This is a genomic window from Caldisphaera sp., from assembly GCF_046536515.1.
Classification (GTDB): domain Archaea; phylum Thermoproteota; class Thermoprotei_A; order Sulfolobales; family Acidilobaceae; genus Caldisphaera.
Map to the genome: position 1 here is coordinate 1 of NZ_JAWDMQ010000025.1, position 20,752 is coordinate 20,752.

General features: G+C 34.4%; 25 protein-coding genes. 16 read left to right on the plus strand and 9 right to left on the minus strand.

The features are described from left to right. The coding region (locus RXO53_RS04860) for a thermopsin family protease (RefSeq protein WP_410713130.1) at positions 1-249 on the plus strand (249 nt) is incomplete at its 5' end. An 896-nt stretch (positions 250-1,145) separates the two neighbouring features. Here the strand turns inward: RXO53_RS04860 and RXO53_RS04865 are convergent. Further along, the gene (locus RXO53_RS04865; RefSeq protein ID WP_410713131.1) at positions 1,146-1,736 is read right to left on the minus strand and encodes an MFS transporter; all 591 of its coding nucleotides are present in this window, start codon (positions 1,734-1,736) and stop codon (positions 1,146-1,148) included. Between the two features lie 506 nt (positions 1,737-2,242). Between RXO53_RS04865 and RXO53_RS04870 the strand changes: the two genes are divergently transcribed. Beyond that, positions 2,243-2,584, plus strand: a complete 342-nt coding sequence (locus RXO53_RS04870) for an SCP2 sterol-binding domain-containing protein (protein WP_410713132.1) — start codon at positions 2,243-2,245, stop codon at positions 2,582-2,584. On the opposite strand, the gene RXO53_RS04875 is transcribed toward RXO53_RS04870, so the two are convergent. Further along, positions 2,570-3,682 (minus strand): amidohydrolase family protein, encoded by a 1,113-nt coding sequence (locus RXO53_RS04875; protein ID WP_410713133.1) that lies wholly within the window; start codon positions 3,680-3,682, stop codon positions 2,570-2,572. The two genes, RXO53_RS04870 and RXO53_RS04875, sit on opposite strands and share 15 nt — an antisense overlap. A gap of 106 nt (positions 3,683-3,788) precedes the next feature. Between RXO53_RS04875 and RXO53_RS04880 the strand changes: the two genes are divergently transcribed. From RXO53_RS04880 to pgsA, 7 genes are all read left to right on the plus strand, one after another. Continuing rightward, positions 3,789-4,544 (plus strand): DUF2208 family protein, encoded by a 756-nt coding sequence (locus RXO53_RS04880; RefSeq protein WP_410713134.1) that lies wholly within the window; start codon positions 3,789-3,791, stop codon positions 4,542-4,544. 69 nt (positions 4,545-4,613) lie between these two features. Continuing rightward, the gene (locus tag RXO53_RS04885) at positions 4,614-4,886 is read left to right on the plus strand and encodes a U6 snRNA-associated Sm-like protein LSm6 (RefSeq protein ID WP_410713135.1); all 273 of its coding nucleotides are present in this window, start codon (positions 4,614-4,616) and stop codon (positions 4,884-4,886) included. A gap of 105 nt (positions 4,887-4,991) precedes the next feature. Next, positions 4,992-6,143 carry an inositol-3-phosphate synthase gene (locus RXO53_RS04890; RefSeq protein WP_410713136.1) on the plus strand — a complete coding sequence of 384 codons (1,152 nt, stop codon included), beginning with the start codon at positions 4,992-4,994 and terminating at the stop codon, positions 6,141-6,143. A 91-nt stretch (positions 6,144-6,234) separates the two neighbouring features. Continuing rightward, the gene (locus RXO53_RS04895; RefSeq protein WP_410713137.1) at positions 6,235-7,065 is read left to right on the plus strand and encodes a sulfite exporter TauE/SafE family protein; all 831 of its coding nucleotides are present in this window, start codon (positions 6,235-6,237) and stop codon (positions 7,063-7,065) included. 81 nt (positions 7,066-7,146) lie between these two features. Further along, a complete protein-coding gene (locus RXO53_RS04900; RefSeq protein WP_410713138.1) occupies positions 7,147-8,100 on the plus strand; it encodes an alcohol dehydrogenase catalytic domain-containing protein in 954 nt (317 codons plus the stop codon). Positions 8,101-8,132: 32 nt separating this feature from the next. Continuing rightward, positions 8,133-8,882 carry an SDR family NAD(P)-dependent oxidoreductase gene (locus RXO53_RS04905; protein WP_410713139.1) on the plus strand — a complete coding sequence of 250 codons (750 nt, stop codon included), beginning with the start codon at positions 8,133-8,135 and terminating at the stop codon, positions 8,880-8,882. A gap of 10 nt (positions 8,883-8,892) precedes the next feature. After that, the gene (gene pgsA / locus RXO53_RS04910; RefSeq protein ID WP_410713140.1) at positions 8,893-9,477 is read left to right on the plus strand and encodes an archaetidylinositol phosphate synthase; all 585 of its coding nucleotides are present in this window, start codon (positions 8,893-8,895) and stop codon (positions 9,475-9,477) included. 60 nt (positions 9,478-9,537) lie between these two features. Here pgsA and pyrC read toward each other — a convergent pair whose 3' ends face one another. From pyrC to RXO53_RS04940, 6 genes are read right to left on the minus strand one after another with little or no spacing between them, the layout of a single operon-like run. After that, positions 9,538-10,776: a dihydroorotase gene (gene pyrC / locus RXO53_RS04915; RefSeq protein ID WP_410713141.1), complete on the minus strand. Its 1,239-nt coding sequence runs from the start codon at positions 10,774-10,776 to the stop codon at positions 9,538-9,540. Next, the gene (gene pyrI / locus RXO53_RS04920; protein WP_410713142.1) at positions 10,773-11,264 is read right to left on the minus strand and encodes an aspartate carbamoyltransferase regulatory subunit; all 492 of its coding nucleotides are present in this window, start codon (positions 11,262-11,264) and stop codon (positions 10,773-10,775) included. Before pyrI ends, pyrC begins: the two co-directional genes overlap by 4 nt. A 2-nt stretch (positions 11,265-11,266) precedes the next feature. Continuing rightward, complete coding sequence (gene pyrB, locus RXO53_RS04925; protein ID WP_410713143.1) at positions 11,267-12,196, minus strand: aspartate carbamoyltransferase; 930 nt, start codon at positions 12,194-12,196, stop codon at positions 11,267-11,269. Position 12,197: 1 nt separating this feature from the next. After that, complete coding sequence (gene pyrE / locus RXO53_RS04930) at positions 12,198-12,812, minus strand: orotate phosphoribosyltransferase (RefSeq protein ID WP_410713144.1); 615 nt, start codon at positions 12,810-12,812, stop codon at positions 12,198-12,200. Continuing rightward, entirely contained in the window at positions 12,800-13,471 is a 672-nt protein-coding gene (pyrF, locus tag RXO53_RS04935; RefSeq protein WP_410713145.1) for an orotidine-5'-phosphate decarboxylase, read from the minus strand. The genes pyrE and pyrF overlap by 13 nt, the downstream gene beginning before the upstream one ends. A 42-nt stretch (positions 13,472-13,513) precedes the next feature. After that, positions 13,514-14,374, minus strand: a complete 861-nt coding sequence (locus tag RXO53_RS04940) for a hypothetical protein (protein ID WP_410713146.1) — start codon at positions 14,372-14,374, stop codon at positions 13,514-13,516. A gap of 81 nt (positions 14,375-14,455) precedes the next feature. Here RXO53_RS04940 and RXO53_RS04945 point away from each other — a divergent pair, with 81 nt between their 5' ends. The 5 genes from RXO53_RS04945 (at position 14,456) to RXO53_RS04965 (ending at position 18,959) form a co-directional block, all read left to right on the plus strand. Beyond that, on the plus strand, positions 14,456-15,688 hold the full coding sequence (locus RXO53_RS04945; RefSeq protein ID WP_410713147.1) for an ABC transporter substrate-binding protein: 1,233 nt from the start codon (positions 14,456-14,458) through the stop codon (positions 15,686-15,688). A 9-nt stretch (positions 15,689-15,697) separates the two neighbouring features. Then, entirely contained in the window at positions 15,698-16,687 is a 990-nt protein-coding gene (locus RXO53_RS04950; RefSeq protein ID WP_410713148.1) for a FecCD family ABC transporter permease, read from the plus strand. Then, positions 16,687-17,439: an ABC transporter ATP-binding protein gene (locus tag RXO53_RS04955; protein ID WP_410713149.1), complete on the plus strand. Its 753-nt coding sequence runs from the start codon at positions 16,687-16,689 to the stop codon at positions 17,437-17,439. Before RXO53_RS04950 ends, RXO53_RS04955 begins: the two co-directional genes overlap by 1 nt. Positions 17,440-17,519: 80 nt before the next feature. Further along, positions 17,520-18,155 (plus strand): superoxide dismutase, encoded by a 636-nt coding sequence (locus RXO53_RS04960; RefSeq protein WP_410713150.1) that lies wholly within the window; start codon positions 17,520-17,522, stop codon positions 18,153-18,155. A 45-nt stretch (positions 18,156-18,200) separates the two neighbouring features. Further along, positions 18,201-18,959 carry an SDR family oxidoreductase gene (locus RXO53_RS04965; RefSeq protein WP_410713151.1) on the plus strand — a complete coding sequence of 253 codons (759 nt, stop codon included), beginning with the start codon at positions 18,201-18,203 and terminating at the stop codon, positions 18,957-18,959. Here RXO53_RS04965 and RXO53_RS04970 read toward each other — a convergent pair. Continuing rightward, positions 18,956-20,020 (minus strand): FAD-dependent oxidoreductase, encoded by a 1,065-nt coding sequence (locus tag RXO53_RS04970; RefSeq protein WP_410713152.1) that lies wholly within the window; start codon positions 20,018-20,020, stop codon positions 18,956-18,958. The two genes, RXO53_RS04965 and RXO53_RS04970, sit on opposite strands and share 4 nt — an antisense overlap. A gap of 75 nt (positions 20,021-20,095) precedes the next feature. Between RXO53_RS04970 and RXO53_RS04975 the strand changes: the two genes are divergently transcribed. Next, positions 20,096-20,440: a hypothetical protein gene (locus RXO53_RS04975; RefSeq protein WP_410713153.1), complete on the plus strand. Its 345-nt coding sequence runs from the start codon at positions 20,096-20,098 to the stop codon at positions 20,438-20,440. A 53-nt stretch (positions 20,441-20,493) separates the two neighbouring features. Next, entirely contained in the window at positions 20,494-20,727 is a 234-nt protein-coding gene (locus RXO53_RS04980) for a sulfurtransferase TusA family protein (RefSeq protein WP_410713154.1), read from the plus strand. Positions 20,728-20,752: the final 25 nt, after the last annotated feature.

Below are 20,752 nucleotides of genomic sequence, written 5' to 3' on the forward strand. Positions count from 1 at the left end.
TGGGGAGGGGGCGGCAACGGGGCCCCGACCCAGTTCGTGAACCTCAACTCAACGCTCGGCCTCTACTATGTGAACTCCACCGGGAGGCTGACGCCAATGCCCTCTCTCTACACCTTCGGCTCTGACACTGCTGAGAGCGCCTACAACGTCCACGACTCCCTTGTCAACGGGGTGCCCAACGCCGACGCTGGGGGCGAGTGGCTGGGCGTCCTGACCAACGACTTCAACGTGTACCTAATAAACGGCTGAGCTCAAGGGCCCAGTTAGAACCCCTCACCTAAGCCCTTTTTCTGGCCCCGGTCGGGCCTCAACCTCAATGATTACCTTGTTAGCCATGTCCCCAATCGCAGAGAGAGCAACGGTGAGTGCAATGAGTTGAAGCGTCTGAAGCCTCTGCACCCCTAAGGGGGGAAGATCTTACTATATTAACCATGCGTCCTTAAAGGCTTCCGCATGTCACGCCGCCAACTATCGACGCCACAACCTTCAGCTCCTTGTCAAGGACTATCACGCCGCCTCTCATGTTAGCCCTCAGCTCCCCGACCCTCTCCCTCAAGTGGGCCCCTATGGATGTAGCTAGGTTCTGGGTCGCACCCCCACGGCATCAGATAGGTTGATCCCAACCCTATACAAGTTAGCCATACCTATTTCCAGCGTGGAGGCACTTCCGGCCAGTGTGCCAGACCCCCTAATCCATACAGCCCCGCCTTTCGAAACCACGTCGATGCCCCTGCCCATAAAATGATGAGACTGGCCCTCAGCACGGCTGACCCCCTGAGGTCTATTATGATCACGTCACCTGGCCCAAGGCTTCCAGGGTCAGTGAGCCAGCTAAAAGGCCCAGGCCCATAACCTAGGGTGGAGCTGGGAGCCTTGCAGGAGGCCGACGAGAAGCAGATGCTCAGGCAGAGAATATGGGACCTCATGGAGAGGACCAACGTGGCATCGTTTCCAAGACCTGTCCACGGCAGGATACCAAACTTCGTAGGCGCCAGTAGGGCGCATGGAACGCCTCCTTGGCGAATATCCTGCCAAAGGTGAGCAGCACGGCCGTTGGCACGCTGTACACGAGGAACGTGTAAATTCCGACCCTGAAGCCCACCCTTGACCACACAGAGAGGCCCTTTCCCCTATCCTCCCTGCATTTACCCGGCTCCCTCGGGGGACCTCACAAGGGGGGACAGCGCAACCACGACTATGCCGAGCGGCGTGAAGAAGAGGAAAGACAGCCTCAGTGGGAAGTGTGCCAGGATCAGGGACTCCAGGGCAGGGCCCGCTATCAGGCTGATGGTCAGCGCGAGCGTGTAGGCTGCTATGACCCTCTCCCTGAGCCTCTGGTCAGGGAAGAGCTGGGCAGCCGTCATTATGTTCGGGAAGATGAACCCATAGCTCACCCCCGCCAGCGAGACGTAGGCCAGGACAGGCATCCTGTTTGAGAAGGTGAAAGTGAAGAGGCTGAGCGCGTAGAGTGCGCTGAACAGGATGAAGAGGCGCCTGTGAGCTGTGACGCTCACCCTGCTGTTAACGAGCGCGGCCACGAGGGTGTAGGTGAACATGGTGGCCATGAGCAGGCCGACCTCGAGCTGTGTGTATGTCAGGTCGAACTTCGCGAGGAGCAGGACAGTCGTCTGCAGCACGTTGTTACTTGCCCTCACCGAAAGCGTCAAAGTGACTATGATGGCCACTGCCTGTACCAGGCCCGCGGCGGAGCTAACCTTTTCCCTGTCCCTCAACAACAAAAACACCTCAGATCCTAGGGCGGAAGGCCCTCAAGCTGACTTTACCGCTTTACTCAGCTCGTGCTGTGGCCTTAGCGGCAGCTCTGCAAGGAGGAAGGCGACGGTAACTACCTCAAGCATCAGGAACGCACCAGCGAACCCAAACCTTCCGTCAGAAGCCAGCAGCCCAACGGCGGGCATTATGGCTAACATTATCATCATGGCTGAGCTGAAGAACGACCGGGAAGGTCGACGAATATAGCTTAAGCGTCAGGGAAGCTATCAGATACGCCAAGATCTGTAGCGACAAGCAGTGTGTTGACTAAGTATATGAGTCACTCGTGAGGTACGTGGTACGCGGCCAGGCCAAAACAACCTAGCCAACATGAGTTAAACCAATAAGTTAAGAAAAAACAAGTAATATTAAAAGGAATATATAAATATGCTAAATGACCTTTTATTAACTAATACATTAATATAAGATTAATTATTCTTTATAATAAAAATAAAAAATGGGTGAAAAAATGTCTCTAGATGAAATGAAGAATGCATTGGAAAGAATTTATGAGAAGGGTTCTGAAAAAGTACCAGAAATTAAAACATGGAATAAAGTTTACCAGTTTGTTATAGAAGGTGTTGGAGAATTTTACGTAGAACTATCAAATGGAAAAATGAAGATTTCAAACGGGAAACATCCAAATCCAATAGCAACTCTTTCAGCAAAGCCAGAAGTAATGAAAAAAATTATAAGTGGAGAGCTTGATTCCATGAAAGCGTTTATGACTAGGCAACTAAAAATTACTGGAAATGTGTTAGATACTGTTAACCTTAAAAAACTTATAGATTCAGGTCTAGGAAAAGAATAAACCTATATTTTTTAAATTATTTTTGTCTATTCTAAATTTTATAAATTCAGGCTGAACTCTTTTTATTATGGAATTATATATATTTATTGAATTAATTATTCCAGAGTTATAGCCATCTATTAATAAGAAATGTGCTGTCTTTCCTTCTTCTATTAGTCTAGGTTCTAGACCAACTGATTTATAACCATTTATATATAATGACTTCATTAATTCTTTAGCCACCTCTTCACCTCTTATCCTATTTAATCTCAAGATGAGGAGTAGCTCATATGTTTCTCTAAAAACATCAGGTAAAAACCAAGAAGCGTTGTCAGTTCCTATTGCAAATTTTATATTATATTTTAATGTTAGTTCTACAGGAGGAAATCTCATTCCATGCCACATATTGCTAGAAGGACAGAATATTAGGTAAATGTTTTTATGTGATAAGTTTTCGAAGTCTTTCTCATTTAAATAGAGACCATGTATAAATGCATTAAAATCGGATTTCATTGCAATTTCAAAATCATTGTTTTTTCTAGTTTTTTCATCTTCTGCTATATGGGTCATAGAAGGCTTAAACTTTTTTGACAAATCTATGACGTAATCTTCTTTATAATCAATAGGGCTTGAAATTCCTAAACCATCACAATTGTTCGGAAAGTCTGGACCAGGTCTACCTAGCACTACAACGTCCATATCTTTTACATATTTTTGTGCTTCTTTTGAAGCCTTGCAACCTATTCCTCCCCCTTCTCTAAAATCTACAACCAATCCAATTCCCATATTATAGGCTATGCTGTAAAATGAAGATATTCCTCCTATTAGTTTCTCATAGCTTAAAGAGCTCAAAAGTTTATGCTTTAACCCATTAGGGTATGCAACTAATTCATGAAGTTCTTCTTTAACCCCATATTCAGGAAAACTATTATCACCGCTGTGTACATGGGCGTTAGCTGGCTGCGGAATTGCTATTAGGTTCTCATTACCAATATAGTTATTACAATTATTAGATTTTTCTATAGATTCAATAATTCCATCTTCATTTATATTTATGCACACGTTGTTTATTATATCTAAGTTTTCGCCAACTATTGCAATACCGGATTTAATTTGCATAGTTGTCCCTAACTTACTAACAGATTATAATAATTTAAATCTGTTGATTTGAATTTAAAAAGTGACAAAGATAAAGTAAGTGTAGAAGCTAGCTAGGGGAAAAAGGATGTCATTTTACGTCGAGCAAAGGTGGAAGTCAACTCTGTTGAATCAAGCATATATTATATTATATTCAATTTTGGCGGCAATAATAGGAGTTAATTATTTATTATTTATTTTAGTTATAGTATTTGTTATAATAAGCATGTTCTTGCAAAGCTATTTAAGTGGAAGTCCAATAGGTAAAAATACTAAAGCGCATGAGGTACTGCAAGGTAAAAGGCTTTATCATGAACCGGAAACAAGGAGCATACAAATGAAGGATAAGCAAATTATGGTAGACTTTCAAGAGCAATCCCGTTTTACTATGTATACAACAATAGGTATGTTTATAGGATTAATATACTTCTTTGTATTGTTTAAATATGTACCAGATTTATCAAGGTACTTAGAAAACTTCATAACTAATTACAGGATAGACTTGTTCCTAGGTTTCTTAATATATTTTGAAGGGTATTTTGCTATTACTATGTTAAATACAATGTGGGCAGTAAGTAGAATTAAGAAACTTCCCATGGTTAACGTTCCATCTCAATATACAGTTACAGATAAGGGCATTGTAATAAAAGGTATGTTATCAACAAAAGGGATAGCTTTTCCATTACCAAATGAAACCAATGTTAATATAAATGAAGAAAGAAGATTTGTTGAAATAATTAAAGAGGGTAAAAGAACAATAACAAAGTTAAGGTTCTATTCTAAGAATCCAAAGAGGTTATATGAAATAATAAAGAAGTATGGTAAAATGGAGCAAACAAATTAATGGAATATATAAGCTTTAATATATTCTACCCTACAAATAAAGCATGAGAAATGGTGAAAGGTGTATAAGATGCCGGGAGAAAATAAGTCAGTTAGTCCCATGAAGTATTTAAGAGACGCGATAGATACTCAGGTATATGTTAGGTTAAAAGATGGAAGCGAATTTGTAGGTACTTTAAAGATGACAGATTCAACTATGAACCTGATATTAGATGATTCCATAGAAGTTAAAGATGGGAAGCAAGTGGTTGCTAAAATAGGAAAGATACTCATAAGGGGAAGTATGGTTCAATATATAAGTTTTACTCCAGACGTTGCTGCAGGAGAAGCTTTAAGCAAATAAAGGAAATACCAGTCGTTATAAATAGATCAATAAAATAAATTCTTTCAGAAACGGAAAGGTTTTATATCTGTTAATGCATAATAATAAAAAGATAAGGTGTGAGAGTTGCCAATTAGGACAGTGCTGTTAGGGGCTGGACCAGGCGCAGCATATTTTGCTGCAGGGATCGAAAGGATAAAGATGGGCGAAATAGATAGCTATGGTATACCTTTTGGGAATTTGTTTAAGTCATACAGACCTGAGGATATACAAATTGTTGGGGTTTTTGACGTAGACAACAAAAAAATAGGCCTAGATATGTATTCGGTAACAAGTAAATTATTAAACGAAAATAATGTTCCAAATTCATTAAAAGACATTGAAATTCTAAGAGGATTGCATTGCAAAAGCCTTGCAGGTTTGCCTATAGATGCCACAGGGCTTGACGATATAATTGGGGATCCTAATATTGCAATAAAAGAATTTATTTCCTTACTTAATAAATTGAAACCGGACGTGATCGTTAATATAATTACAACTGAAAAGCAAGTTCAAGTAAATAATGAGTCTGAATTTGTTAGATTTGCAGGTAGTTGCAATGGAGGTGCTTCTTTGACTTATGCATATGCAGCTGCAGAATATAGCAGGCTATATAATAAGGTTTCTTTTATTAACTTGACACCACCCTTATTAGCAAATTCGCCTGGCATAGTGTCATATTATGAAAAAGTTGGAGGTCTAATATTTGGGGACGATGCTGCGACAGGTGCAACACCTCTCACTGCAGACTTGTTAGAACATATGGCAGAAAGGAATAGAAAAGTTTCATCAGTTGTTCAATTTAATATAGGAGGCAATATGGATTTCTTAAGTTTAACAGAGCCTGAAAGAAACAAGTCAAAGGAAAATACTAAAGGAAGCATAGTTAATGATATACTTGGTTATGATGCCCCTCACTATATTAAGCCAACAGGATTTTTAGAGCCATTAGGAGATAGAAAATTTATAGCAATGCACATAGAATATACAAGTTTTGGAGGATATACAGATGAGATAGTTGTAACCGGAAGAATAAATGATAAGGCTAATTTAGGGGGAGTAATGGCATCAATAATTCCTATAACCAAGGCATTAATAGAGAGGGGATATAAAGGAACTAACTCATCAGTAAACAGGTTCTTTATGAAAAAGCCAGGTCCTCTTGGAACAAGGAATGTATCGAGGATTATTGCATATAATGAATTAATAAAGGAATTGAAATTATGGGATATAATTTAATAATTAGTATAAAATTTAATGTAAATTTTAAATACATAAAACTTTATATTCTTCTAAAATCTACAAATTATAATTTGTAAAAGTGATAAAAATGATAACACTGGATCAATATATGTTATCAATAGTATCTGGTGTTATAGTTGGATTTTCTCTTGGCTTAATTGGCGGAGGGGGCTCGATACTTGCTGTGCCTCTTTTGCTCTATTTTGTAGGATTGAGTAGCATGCCTAATGCAGCTCATATAGCATTAGGGACAACTGCGTTAGCTGTAGGATTAAATGCTTTTGCTAATTTTTATATGCATTTAAGAAAAAAGAATGTGGCAGTAAAAATAGGTGGAGTTTTTGCTGGAGTAGGAGTTGTTGGATCTCTAATAGGAACTTATTTGGGCCATATAACACCTGGTAATAGTTTATTATTTTACTTTGCAATTGCTATGATAATATTAGGATTTTATGTTGGATTCGGAAGAAATGCAGTAAAGGCAGGGACCCATGAAGAAATACCAAGAATTAATGAATCAGCTATTAAATGTAAAAAACTAACAACTAGATCATTAATGTTAGCCGGTTTGTTTGGCTTCATTGTAGGTCTTGTAAGTGGATATTTTGGAATTGGAGGAGGATTTTTAATTGTACCAGCTCTTATGTTTTCCGCTTCCTTATGTATATCAAGGGCTATTGGAACTTCTTTAATAAGTGTGGGAGCTTTTGGACTGACAAGCGGGCTGCTTTATTTATATTATGGTAATACAATAGTTTCTATATCTTTATTATATTTAATAGGAGGTTTATTAGGAGGGTTTATTGGTACTTCTTTAGCTGTCAAAGCTCCTAAAAATACTTTGAAGAAAGCCTATGGTATAATTATAGTTGTTGTAGGAATATATATGATTTTCAAGGTTTTGCATCTAGCTTTATAAGATGATATAAAAAATTAATAATAATATATTTTGCTTTAATTTTTATAATCTTTATCTGATAATAATTGTTGTGTGATCAACATGAAAAGCAGAGCTGCAATTTTAAAAGAGTTTAGAAAGCCATTTTCTATTGAGGAAATTGATATCAAACCAAAAGAAAATGAGGTCGTTGTTAATATAAAAGCTGTTGGAATATGCGGAAGAGATCTAGTAATATGGAAGGGAGGTTTTAAAAATTTAAAGCCACCTTTAATATTAGGTCATGAGATATTTGGAGAATATAAAGGGAAAAGTGTAGCAGTTTTTCCAGCAAAAGTGGGGAAAAGTTGCTTGGATTTAATGGAAGGAAAAGAAAATCTTTGCAATGATTATTCAATATTAGGTGAAAGAGATTTTGGGGGGTATAGTGAATATATAGCCGTTCCTGAATGGAATTTAATAGAATTACCAGATATGGATTATGAAAAATATGCTGCAGCATCTTGCGGAGTAGCAACTATAATTCATGCAAACAATTTAGCTCATCTTGATAAAGGATCTAAGGTATTAGTTACTGGAGCAAATGGTGGTGTAGGTATTCATGCTATTCAATACCTTTCAGATTATTATGATGTTTATGCTTATGTAAGAAATGAAGAAAAGGCCAAGATATTAAAGGAACTAAATGTTACACCTGTTGTATCATTTGATTTTTATAAAAAAAGCGGAAAAATGGATGCTGTGTTTGAAATTGTGGGTAGTTTAACTATAAACGAAAGCATGCTTTCATTAAAAAAGCAAGGAAAACTTATTTTAGTTGGTAACATATCTGGTGAAGCTATAAACTTGATGAGACCAGCTTTTATTGTAATGAATGAAATTAGCATTATAGGCTCAGCTGCTTATACAAAAAAAGAATATCAAGAAGCTATAGATTTTATAAGCAAAGGAAAAATAAAACCCTTTTATAAAGCATATAAATTAGATGATATAAACGATGCATATAATGATATGATTAACGGAAAGTTAATTGGAAGGGCTGTATTAAAAATTTAAATTCAAATATAAAAATAGTAATGGGGGTTAGATTGGGTAATGTTGTAATAATAACAGGCGGGGATAGAGGAATAGGAAAAGCTATAGCTAAAAGGTTCTCAAAAGAAGGTTATGAAGTAATAATTACTTACAATAAGAACAAAGAAAAAGCTGATGAAACATTAAGAGAACTAAAATCAGAAGGAGCAGCTAATGCATTTGGTTTTAAAGTAGATGTTTCTAATGAAGAAAGTGTTAGAAATTTCTCAGAAATAGTTAATTCAATGGAAGATCATGTAAATGTTTTAGTAAACAATGCAGGAATAATTAGCTATACTTCTTTTGAAGAAATGACTTTAGAAGAGTGGAATAAAATTATATCTGTTGACCTAACAGGTGTATTTTTGGTTACAAAGTATTTCTTAAGTTTATTAAAAAAATCGCAATGGGCTTCTATAATTAACATATCAAGCATAGCGGGTGAAACTGGAAGCGTTTTTGGAGGAGTTTCTTATTCGGCTGCAAAAGCAGGAGTTATAGGCTTTACGAAAAGGCTGTCAAACGAATTAGCAAAATATGGAATTAGAGTTAATGCTATTGCACCGAGCTTTGTCAATACAGATATGGTAGCAGAAGTCTTAAAAGATGAAAATAAGAAAAAAAGCATTATAGATTTGCATCCTCTAAAAATAATTTTAGAACCAGAAGACATAGCGGAATCAGTCTATTTCCTCGCAGATCCAAAACTCTCCAGAGGTATAACAGGTCATATATTGAGTATTAATGCTGGAAGATATACATGAGGTAATTATTTTGCTTGGTAAACTGAGAAAATATGTAAATGAGGTACTGCCAAAGACCGTTGGAAAATATCTATCTAAAATAGGCTTAACGCCTAATGGAGCTACATTAATAGGATTTATGTTTGCAATAATCGCTCCAATTTTAGCTTATTATAGGATTTATGTTTTAATTCCTATAATGATAGTTCTTTCGGGGCTTATGGACGTAGTTGATGGAGCTATTGCTAGGGCAACTAATAAAACTACAAAATTTGGAGCATATTTAGATTCATTGACTGACAGAATATCAGACATGTTGTTCTTTTTGGCTTTAATATTTGCTGGCGTTAATCCTTATTTATCTATTATTGCATTAGGATTTTCAGAAGTTGTGAGTTATGCCAGATCAAAAGGTGAATTATTAGGAGTTAAGATGGAAGGGGTTGGATTGTTGGAAAGGAGTGAAAGGCTGATTCTTTTGTTTATAGCATCGATATTTGCTATTTTCAAATTAAATCTAATAGCTAATATAATAATATTGATAGTTGCGATACTTGGAGTAATAACTATTTATCAAAGATCTTTAAAAATTAAAAAAGAATTGAAAAATCAATGATTTATATTATGGTATAATAATGCATTTATTTTCAATAAAAATTTAAAATATAATTAATAACTAATTATTAAATGCATTTATTGTATCAGTTTTTTCTATAAGCCCATCTTCATCAAAAACCAATTTACCGGCAATGAAAGTGCTTTTTATATATCCATAATTTTCCTCTAAGAAATGACCGTAATAAGGCGCTTTGCTAAAAGTTTCTGTAAATTTCCATACTTTATCCTTATCTATAACTATTAAATTCCCCCTGTACCCCTTTTCTATTAATCCATAATTCTTTAGCCTTAATATCATTGATGGCGAATAAGATATATAATAAAAGAAATCAGAAATGCTAATCAAATTATACTTTACAAGTCTAAATATAATCCATGGCCAAGTTCCTAACCAAGGAATACCTGAAGGACATGTTTTGAAGTTTTCTTTTTCTTTTACAGAGTGCGGAGCATGGTCACTGCATAACGCATCAACATATCCATTTAAAAATAATTTTAATAAGTTTTGCCGTATAGTTTCATCTCTTAGAGGTGGATTAACTCTATAGTAACATCCTTCATGATAGCTGTTATAAAAAAGATGATGCGGTGTTACATCAACAGTATATCTATATTTTTTAGCTTCAATTACCGTTGAAGGACAGCTTGCATGGGTAATGTGTATTTTGGCGTTGCTATTCATTTTATGCAAATAATATACTGCGGCACTTTCTAAATTACAACCCCTTAATATACCTCTTAAAATGTTTTCTTCATCATTAATTTTTTCAGCCTCAGGCATTTCTGGATGGAGTATAATAAGTTTATTCAATTTTAAAATTTCTTTTACAATTTCTATTCTATTTCCCAAATCTTCTGGATATATCTTGAAACCTGCAATTGGTAATTTTACAATTTCTTCTATATCATCTATGTTTTTTGGAATAGATGAATAAACACCGTAATCAGTATAACTCTTTTTCTTTAAAGAATCAAGTTTTAATTTTATTGACTTTTGATTATCAAGTTTAGGTTTTGTGTTAGGCATATCTACAACCAGAGTAATTCCGGATTGAAGAGCTGATTTTGTTCCGCTCTCTTCATCTTCTTTATATGAGAGATCAAGACCTCTCAGATGAACGTGAAGATCTATTAAACCAGGTCCAATGATGTATTTTTCAAAATTAAATAATTTTTCAGATTTCGGCAACTTTGATACTGAATCTATAAAACCATTCTCGTTAACGTTAATGCACCCATTCCCAAGAAAGCCTCTGCTATCATATATGTTTCCACAAATAGAGCTTATTGAACTCATTGGGATTCGCCAATGAGCTCTTTAATCACATCTTCTTCAGTTAATATTGATCCACAATAATCACATTGGAGTTTGATTTTATCTTTGCTTAGCAAAGTAAAGCTGCTCGCTATTGGTTCATTAGACTTTCTTGTTATGCATGTTGGATTATTACATTTTAAGGTACCCTTTATTCTATTAGGTATTTCTACTTTGTATTTTTTGACCACTTCATAATCCTTTATTATGTTTATTGTTGCATTCGGAGAAATTAAACTAATTTTTTCCAGATCTTCCGAATTTGGATAATAATCTTCGAGTTTTACTATATCTTTTTTCCCCATAGTTGTGCTAGGAACATTCATGACAATGGCTATTCTATATCCTTCGTTTCCTTTTATGTTCAAAATTTTTAACACAACTAAGGCTCTGCCCGAATTAATATGATCAATAACAGTACCGTTTTCTATTTTACTTACGAGAAGTTTTTCTTCTTTATATTTATCCAAATTTATTCACCTCCTAAAACTAAAGACAATAATGCCATTCTTAATGGAACTCCTAGGCCTGCCTGTAAGAAATAAGCCTGATAATTTGTATTATCAACGTCTGGGCTAAGCTCATCGACCCTTGGTAATGGATGCAAGACTTTAGCTGTTTTTTTAGCGTGCATTTCAAGAAGTTTTTTAGTTATTTTATAACTACCTTTAACCTTCTCATATTCCTGGAGATCTGGGAACCTTTCTTTTTGAATCCTAGTTACGTAAATTATATCAGCTTCAGAAATTGCTTCTATATTTTCTTCTTCTCTTAGCCTTAGTCCATGATCTATAGCAAATAATTTGATTTCTTCTCTTAATTTAAGCTGTTGAGGAGAAATTAATATTATTTCTTTAGGTTTAAACATAGACAAGCCGTAGATAAGGCTGGAAACAGTTCTTGAATATTTTAAATCACCAATTAAAACAAATGTAAGCCCATCTATTTCACCAAATAGCGTTTTTGTCGTATATAAATCAAGCATTGCCTGAGTAGGATGATGTGATTTGCCATCCCCTCCGTTAATAATAGGGTTTTGTGCAATATCTGATGCAAACAGTGCTGCCCCTTCAAATTTATGTCTTAAAACTATGGCATCTACATAAGAATCCAACATCTTAATAGTATCTGCAAATGTTTCTCCTTTAGCTACGCTAGTTCCTTCTTCTCCAGTAAAACCCACTGTTTCAGCGCCAAGCCTTTTTGCAGCTGTTTCAAAACTCATGCGTGTTCTTGTTGATGGCTCAAAAAAGGCAAGGCCTACTATTTTATCGCTTAATGTTTTCTTTACCTTTTTTTCTTTTAATTGCTTTCTCATTTCATCGGCTTTTGAAAAAAGAAATTCTATATCTTCCCTATTAAAATCTAAAATATTCACAACATCTTTATTAAACCAACCCATTTTAACCACCATATAGCTCAAAAATTATATTATTATAAATATTCACATCAATTAATTTTTGATAAACCAGGCTATTTAAAATATCTCTTAAAGAAAATAAATAATACAAATTAACACCCACCTTTTTTAAATTCTCTATTGCTCCTTCACCCCTATCGACTATAACTATAGAGGAATTGACTATGCCTTTCTGCGTTTTAACAATGTTTATGGAATTTATTATGCTACCTCCAGTTGTTGAAACATCATCAACTACCAAAACGCGCTTGCCGCTTACATCAGCTCCTTCTATTTTACTGTCTGTTCCATGACCTTTAGGCTGTCTTACGTAAGCCATTGGCATTGAATTTAGATAAGCAACTATAGATGCCCAAGGAATTCCACCTGTTGCAACTCCGGCAATAACATCTAGTTCTTCATTTTTATTTATTTCATTAACTCTTAAACTCAATAGATTAGCAGTCATTTTAAATGCATCAATATTCCCCAGTAACTTTCTCATATCAATATATATTGAACTGCTTTTCCCGCTTGCTAACAAAAATTTCCCAACTTTTATTGAACCGGTTTCATATAAAATTTTTGAAAATAAATCAATATTTTTTACTTCCTGCATTCATACATCCCCCTTTTTTGTTCATATATAAGGAGTTTTGTTGCTTCTTTTGGATCAGGTGAATTTGTTATAGACCTACCTATTATTTCATAATCTGCTCCAAAACAAAGTGCAGATCCTGGTTTGGCTCCTTGAACCCCTATTCCAGGAGAAAGTATCTTTATTTCATTTCCCAACTCTTTCCTAAATATTTTTATTATTTCTGGTCTTGTTGCCGGTAATACTATTCCCCATGGATTTATATCTTTTATTAGGCTGATTATATTATTTATTTCTTTATCGTAGATTTCTTCTGATCCTTTATGGCTCATGGATCCAACTAGTATTAATTTCATGTTATTTTCATCTAGGTAGTTTTTTAATTTATCCAGAGCGCCATTTTTACCTATAAAAGAGTGAGCTATTACTGCATCTGCATAATTTTTAAAAATTTCAACCGTATCTATCATAATATCTCCGATGTCAGCAAGCTTCAAATCTATAATTAAGTTATTTTTGCATATTTTCCTTATATTTGATAAAAGGTTTATATCATGCTTTAGTAACAATGGCATTCCTAGCTTTACGCCTGCTACCATGTTGCAAATATTATTTAAAATGCTTATTACGTCTCTACCATCTTCAGTATTAGATTTATCGACTGCAGCAATTAAAGTCAAATATACCCACTTTACTAATAACTATTATGTGGGTATAAAAGTTTAAATGTTTGTAAACCAATTTAAAAACGATTCATGAAGTCTGCTTAAATTAGATCCTGAAGGATCTATTAGTCCGTCAACGCTTAAAATACCATCAAGTAAATTATTAGGTAAATGATCAAAGAGCTTATATGAAAGCTCTCCATATCCTTGTATTAAATATGATCTTGCTATTGTTATATCTTGGTCGCATCTCATAGCGGGATTAATTTTGAAAGGCTCAAAAACAGCGATAACAGGTTTTCCATAATAGTTTGCTATTATGCTTGCATTTTTAGTTCCAACTTTATTAAATAAACATCCGTCGATAGTTATTGTATCAGCCCCTATTAATACAAAATTTGATTTCTCAATTGCATTGCTTATAGATGCGTCTGGATAGAGTTCAACATTTACACCAAGGCCTTTTATTTGAGTTGCAAATATAGCCCCTTCTCCTCCTGGATATGATTCGGCAACCAAAACTTTGTTTATTTTATTCTTATTCTCCTTTATTACATTATATACGTTACTGCTGTTGCTAAGGGTAAAGACGCTAACATTTTCACTAAACAATTTGTTGCTATATCTTATTATAGAATTTCTTGATAAATTTATATATTCTAAGAATTTTTGAGCAGCTAAATATAGATCTTTTTTTGAATCACATGAATTTTTAAGTATTAATGATAAATTGTAGAGGCTTCCCATAGCTGGATTAGCATTCACAATAATTTTTGCTATTTCATTTACATCGTTACATGAAACTACTTTTGCTTTTCCTAGTTCATATACCGCTTTAGCCATAGCTTCTGCACTCCAAGAGGCACCTCTAACTTTTTCTCTAGAAACTTCGTTTGCTATTTCAATAATCTTCTCCACGCATTTGCACCTGCATATACATACTAGTAGGAAAGATTTATTAATGAGTAACAACTGGATAGGGTATCCAGAGGTGGAAAGGTGAAAACAGGCAACTTAATAATAGCAATTTTGATAATAGTGATTGTCGGATTTGGAAGTCTGGGGCTTTTCATGATTTCATTGTATAATGAGATGCAAAAAGAGATAAACAATTTAAATTCAACCCTTGCAATTTATATTAACAACACGCAAGCAACATTTAGTGAAAAAATAGCATTTTTAGCGAACGAAGTTGGAACTTTAAAAAATAACGTGAATAGCATTAATTCTAGCATAAATAGCGAAGTTTTATATTTGGAACAAAAAATTAATTATTTTGCAAATCAAAATAACTTTCCTGTTACATTATTAGATGCATCTAACAAAACTGTTACAATACCGCAATATCCGACAAGAATAGTTTCATTAGATCCTGCAACAACAGAAATATTATTAGCAATAAATGCTACAGATCAGATCGTTGGGGTAGATAACGATAGCCTTTATTATTTGCCTCCACAATATGAAAACGAGCTGATTAGTCTATATAATAGCGGAAAAATAATAAATATTGGAAGCACATATTCGGAACCAAATATAGAGCAAATATTGTCGGCTAGACCAGATTTAGTTATAGGCACATATGAATGGGAATTTTCATCAGTTGCAAACGTATTAGAAAATTACGGGATACCGGTAGTATTATTACCATCCTATAATTCCTTAGGTGATCTTTATAACGCAATAATAATGGCTGGCAGAGCAACAGGTAATGTAAAGCAAGCAGTTAATTTGGTAGAGTCTATGTCGTCAAACGTATCTTATTTCAGGTATTTAACAGCTAATATTTCACCCCAAAACGTATCTTATTTGTTGTGGATAAATCCAACTTACGTTGCGGGCGGCGGCACTTTTCAAAACGATATGATAATGCTCTCTGGAAACAATAACGTATTTTCTAATTTATCTGGATGGCCAGTTATAAGTCCTGAAGAATTATTAAATGCTAATCCAAGTGTAATAATAATTGATAGTAATGGTGGGTTAATAAATGAAACTGATTTAATTAATTGGTTACAAAGTTCAATAGGCAATGCTTACGAAAATATAACTGCAATTAAATACAATAGAGTCTATTTGATAAGTGGATATTATTCCGATTATTTAAATGAGCCAGGCCCATTAGTTGTATATGGTATAAAATTATTTATGATGATAACACATCCAAACATATTTAACATTTCAAGCGTTCCTAATAATATATCTCCAACAAGCTTTCCAATAAACAAATAGGCGAATTTAATGAAAGCGTCGATTAATAATATTATAACAATAATTCTAATTTTTTTATTGCCAATATCATTTTTGATTTCTTTATCAATAGGTCCTTATTCTAAAGTGGGTTTTTATCAAGTTATTCAAACAATTTTAGGAATTAAGCTTCAATCTACTTATAGAGATATATTAAATTATAGGTTAATGAGGACTTTAGCCTCATTGCTATTAGGTATAGGATTATCTTCATCAGGTTTAACTCTTCAATACACTTTAAAAAATCCATTAGCAGACCCATATTTATTGGGAATTAGTTCCGGAGCAATTTTTGGTGTAACTTTAGCGGAATACTTTGGGTATTATTCCTATTATCAACTTTATTTCATTTCATTAATAGGAGCTTTAAGCAGTCTTGGCTTCATTTTGTTAATATCTGCAATTTTTAGGTCATCCTCAACAACAATAATCATAGCAGGAATTTCTTTATCCTATTTGCTAAGTGGATTAACAACAATTTATATGATAAAATTGGGCCCAAGAATACCGAGCGTTCTTTTTTGGCTATTTGGCAGCGTATCTTTTACTACATTGGGTACATTAGAGAAAAGTTCTATACTAGTATTAATTTCATTAGTGTTTATGTTTTATAACTGGAAGGCAATAAACACTTTAATGCTAGGTGAAGACATATCGAGAAGTTTAGGCGTTAAAGTATCTTATATTAGAATAATTTCAGTAGTGTCCGCTTCTTTATCGACAGCAGCATTGGTTGCAATGGCAGGACCTGTAGGTTTTATAGGCTTAGCGGCACCTTGGATGGCAAGGCTTATAGTCGGTAGTAACTTTGGGAAAGCATTAATTATGAGCCTTCTAACAGGGTCGCTTTTAGCCATTTTTAGCGATATATTGGCAAGGCTCGTTATCTATCCTAGTGAGGCACCATTAACGGCTATAACAAGCATTTTTGGGGCACCTGTCTTAATTTATCTTGCATTAAAATATAGAGGTAGGCTTTAATGGAAAGCGTTTATGTAAATAATGTTTCATATTCAATAAAGGACAAAGAAATAATTAAGAAAATAGACTTCAGTTTAAATGAGGGAGAAACATTAGCTATATTAGGCCCTAATGGGGTTGGAAAAACTACTTTGCTAAAAATAATTGCAGGTCTAATAAAGCCAACTTATGGTAATATCTTGCTATACGGGAAAACACCTGAAGAATCGAGAAAAATCATTTCATATTTACCAGCTAATCCGAATATAGATCCATATGCAAATGTAGAAGATATACTTTTAGCACAGCTTTATGGTAATGATAAAAAGTTTTTTATTAGTAAAGATGACGTAAATAAAGTTAGGAAATGGTATTTTAAGTTTTTTGAAAAGAATTATTTGAAAACCCCTTTTAGTAATTTGAGTAGCGGAGAACAAAGATTAGTGTTGCTTTCAGGCTGTTTCGCTAGAGATCCTAAAATAATTCTGCTAGATGAACCTGTGGCTTTCCTTGATATAACTAATCAGGCAAAAATACTTACGTTTATTAAGGATATATCAGCAAAAATGAAAATAACGGTTATATTTACTATGCATGAAATATATTATGCTAATGTAGCAAATAAAGTTTTACTATTGAAAAACGGTCAGATCAAATCTTACGGATCTCCAATGAGCGTGTTAAAGAAAGAAATAATAGAGGATGTATATAAAATAGAATTAATGGAATTATCTTTAAATGATAAGAAAATGTTCTTTCCAAGCATTTTTTAAAACTGGATTCTAATCAGAAAAAATTTATATTAAAACTTAAAATCTAGAATGAATAATATATATAAATGAGGCGATATGGTATGGTATCATATAAGAGATATGAACTTCCTCCATTACCTTATTCGTATGATGCATTAGAACCTGTATTAAGCAAGGATATATTAACATTTCATCACGACAAGCATCATTTGGCTTATGTAAATGGGGCAAACGCCGCTATTGAGAAATTGGAAAAATACCTTAATGGCCAAGAGTCTAGTTTAGATGTCAGAGCAGTATCAAGAGACTTCGAATTTAACTATGGAGGTCATATACTTCATACACTATATTGGTTAAACATGGCTCCTACAGGTAAAGGAGGTGGAAGTCCTGGAGGACAAATAGCTGATGCAATAAATAAAAATTTTGGATCTTTTGAAAAATTCAAAAAAGTTTTTGGCGATGCTGCTAAGCTAGTTGAAGGGGTAGGATGGGCTATATTAGCATTGGATCCAGTAACTGGAGATCTTAAAATAACACAGGTAGAGAAGCATAATAGTGTAATTACAATGAACTTGGTTCCGTTGCTTGCGTGTGATGTATTTGAGCATGCATATTATCTTCAATATAAAAATGATAGGGGAAGTTATGTAGATAAATGGTGGGATGTAGTTAATTGGGATGACGTTGAAAAAAGGTATCAAAAGGCGTTAACGTTACCCAAATTAATATTATAAAGCCTTTTATTTTTTATTTAATAGATTTATTTATTGGTGCTGTGTATGAAAGTTATCGTCACTGCTTCAACTAAAGGGATTGGATATGGTATTTCTAAAGTTCTATTGCAGTATGGTAATGAAGTTGTAATTTCAGGTCATAACGAGGAGAATTTGACAAATGCTTTAAATAGCTTGAAAGACTATGGTAAAGTTTACGGCATACTTGCAGACATGAGAAATCTAAATGAGGTTAAAAACTTAGTTGATAAATCAGTTAACATATTAAAGGGATTAGATGCTTTAGTTTATGTAGCTCCTCCACCTAAACCCGGTAACTTTGAAGAGACCCAACTAGATGCATGGGATGAAGCTGTCAAATCATTACTTTTAAGTGCAGTATGGATAACTAAGTTTTCTTTACAATATATTAAAGATACCAAAGGTTCCTATGTATATCTGAGCAGTTTTGCAATAAAGGAACCTCAAGAAAACCTAATATTAAGCAACGTTGTTAGAATTTCTTTAGCTGGATTAACAAAAAGCTTAGCAAAAGAACTAGGTAAATATGGGATTAGGGTAAATATGATAATGCCTGGGTGGATTGAGACTGAAAGGGTTGAGGAGATTGTAAACTCTAAAGCTAAAAATGAAAGAAAAAATAAAGAAGAAATAATAAATGAAATAGAAAAAGGTATACCATTGAAAAGAATGGCAAAACCGGAAGAAATTGGAGAACTTGTTAATTACTTAATAAGTAAAAATACCTACATTAGCGGAGCATCGATACCATTTGATGGTGGTTTATTAAATAGTGTTTTTTAAATATTTGAAAGGTATTTCATTATTGCATTTGCTGCATCCATCCCGCTTTTTAGAGCAGGTCCTAGCTGTGATGGGCCATGAACTACATCACCAGCAGCAAAAACCCCTTTTCTTGTAGTCATTAAATTCTTATCAGTTACTATTGTCCCCCAGTCTGTCAAAGTAATTCCGCAACAGTTGTTTGTTAAGGGTGCAGTTGGTCTTTCTCCAACAGCTTTTGACGCAAAATTAAATTCCACTTCAAATTCACTACCGGGTATTGGAACTGGTTTAGGTCTCTTTTCTCCAGGTGCATGAACTAATTGGTTTCTTATTATTCTGACTATCCTTTTTCCATTAAGTTCTTTAAATTCTGTAGGTACTGTTAGTTCCCATATTTCTACGCCTGCGGCCTCGATATTGTTCATCTCCATTACTCCCATGGGGGCCTCTTTTTTACTTCTTCTATAAGATAAGACTACCTTAGAAACCTTGTTCTTAAATTCATCGTAGGTTATAGGAATGTATGCTGCATCTTCAGCAGTATATCCTCCTCCAATAACTAAAATCTTTCCTGATATGTTAGGAACTATGTCCCATGGTCTATACCCAAACTTCGCTAGGTGGGTCGCTACAATGAATTCCATTGATGGAAATACCCATGGCAAGTCTTCACCTTTAACATTCATTTTGTTGCTTTCCCATGTACCGGTAGCTATTAATGTTGCATCATGCTCTTTTATTATATCTTCTAGGTCTATTGATTGCTTAGGGCTTATAATTTTGTCCATTATACCATAGCTTATGTTTGCGTTTATTTTTGTATTTAATACAAATTCTACTCCTGCGTCCATTAATTCTTTAACGCCTTCTCTAACAGGGGGTTTTGGTATTCGGAATACATGTATTCCGAATATTAACATACCTCCGGGCTCCGGCAACATATCATAGACTGTAACTTGATAACCTTTACATCTTAGAATTCCTGCAGCGCCTAAGCCGGCTGTTCCGGCTCCAATAATAGCAACTTTTTTACCAATTCCTGTTGGAACTTGATCCGGCTTACACCTTAAAAACTTCATGCTTTGTTCACCTCTATAACAAATATAGGCAGGGATTAATAAATTCCTTAAATGAATTATTTAATAGGTGAAAATATGTCTTGTCAAGAGAAAGCAAATGAGGAATGTAAATCTAGGTGGCTCATATGTAAAGAAGGATTACCTAAAGAGCTCGAGAGTTATTTAAAAAATTTTAGAGTTTTGATGCCTAATGTCTTGTTGACGGGACTTTCTCAAGATATGAGTAAAGTTTATTATTTGTTTTACACCAATAGGGGCTCCGGTTTTTTCGTTGAAATGGATAACGTTTCATTTAACTTTTCTGATTGTAGGGAAATTGTTAAAGGAGATTTATTAACTAATGTGCCTAGGTTAATCAGGAGTGATGAAAATCTAAGGCTTGTAGAATACATAATAGATAATATAATGTTTCCGTCCTAAACTATATATCATCATTTAAAAGCATTCTCTATAAAGAAATAAGTGTGATGAAAATGAGCACACAACAATACGATTATAGAGGGAAGGAATGTCCGGAGGGATATGTTTTAGTTACTAGACTGTTAAGCAAAATGAATCCTGGAGAAACGATAGAGGTCATAATGGATTCTTGGAGGTGTGCTACAATGATAGCTTACGAATTTGCTAAGGTCGCATCTATAGAAATGAAAGTAGACAAACTTAATCAAAAAGACATAAAATTTGTATTTAAGAAGAAAGTTCAATAAAAATCTTTTAATAAGGTGTTGATAT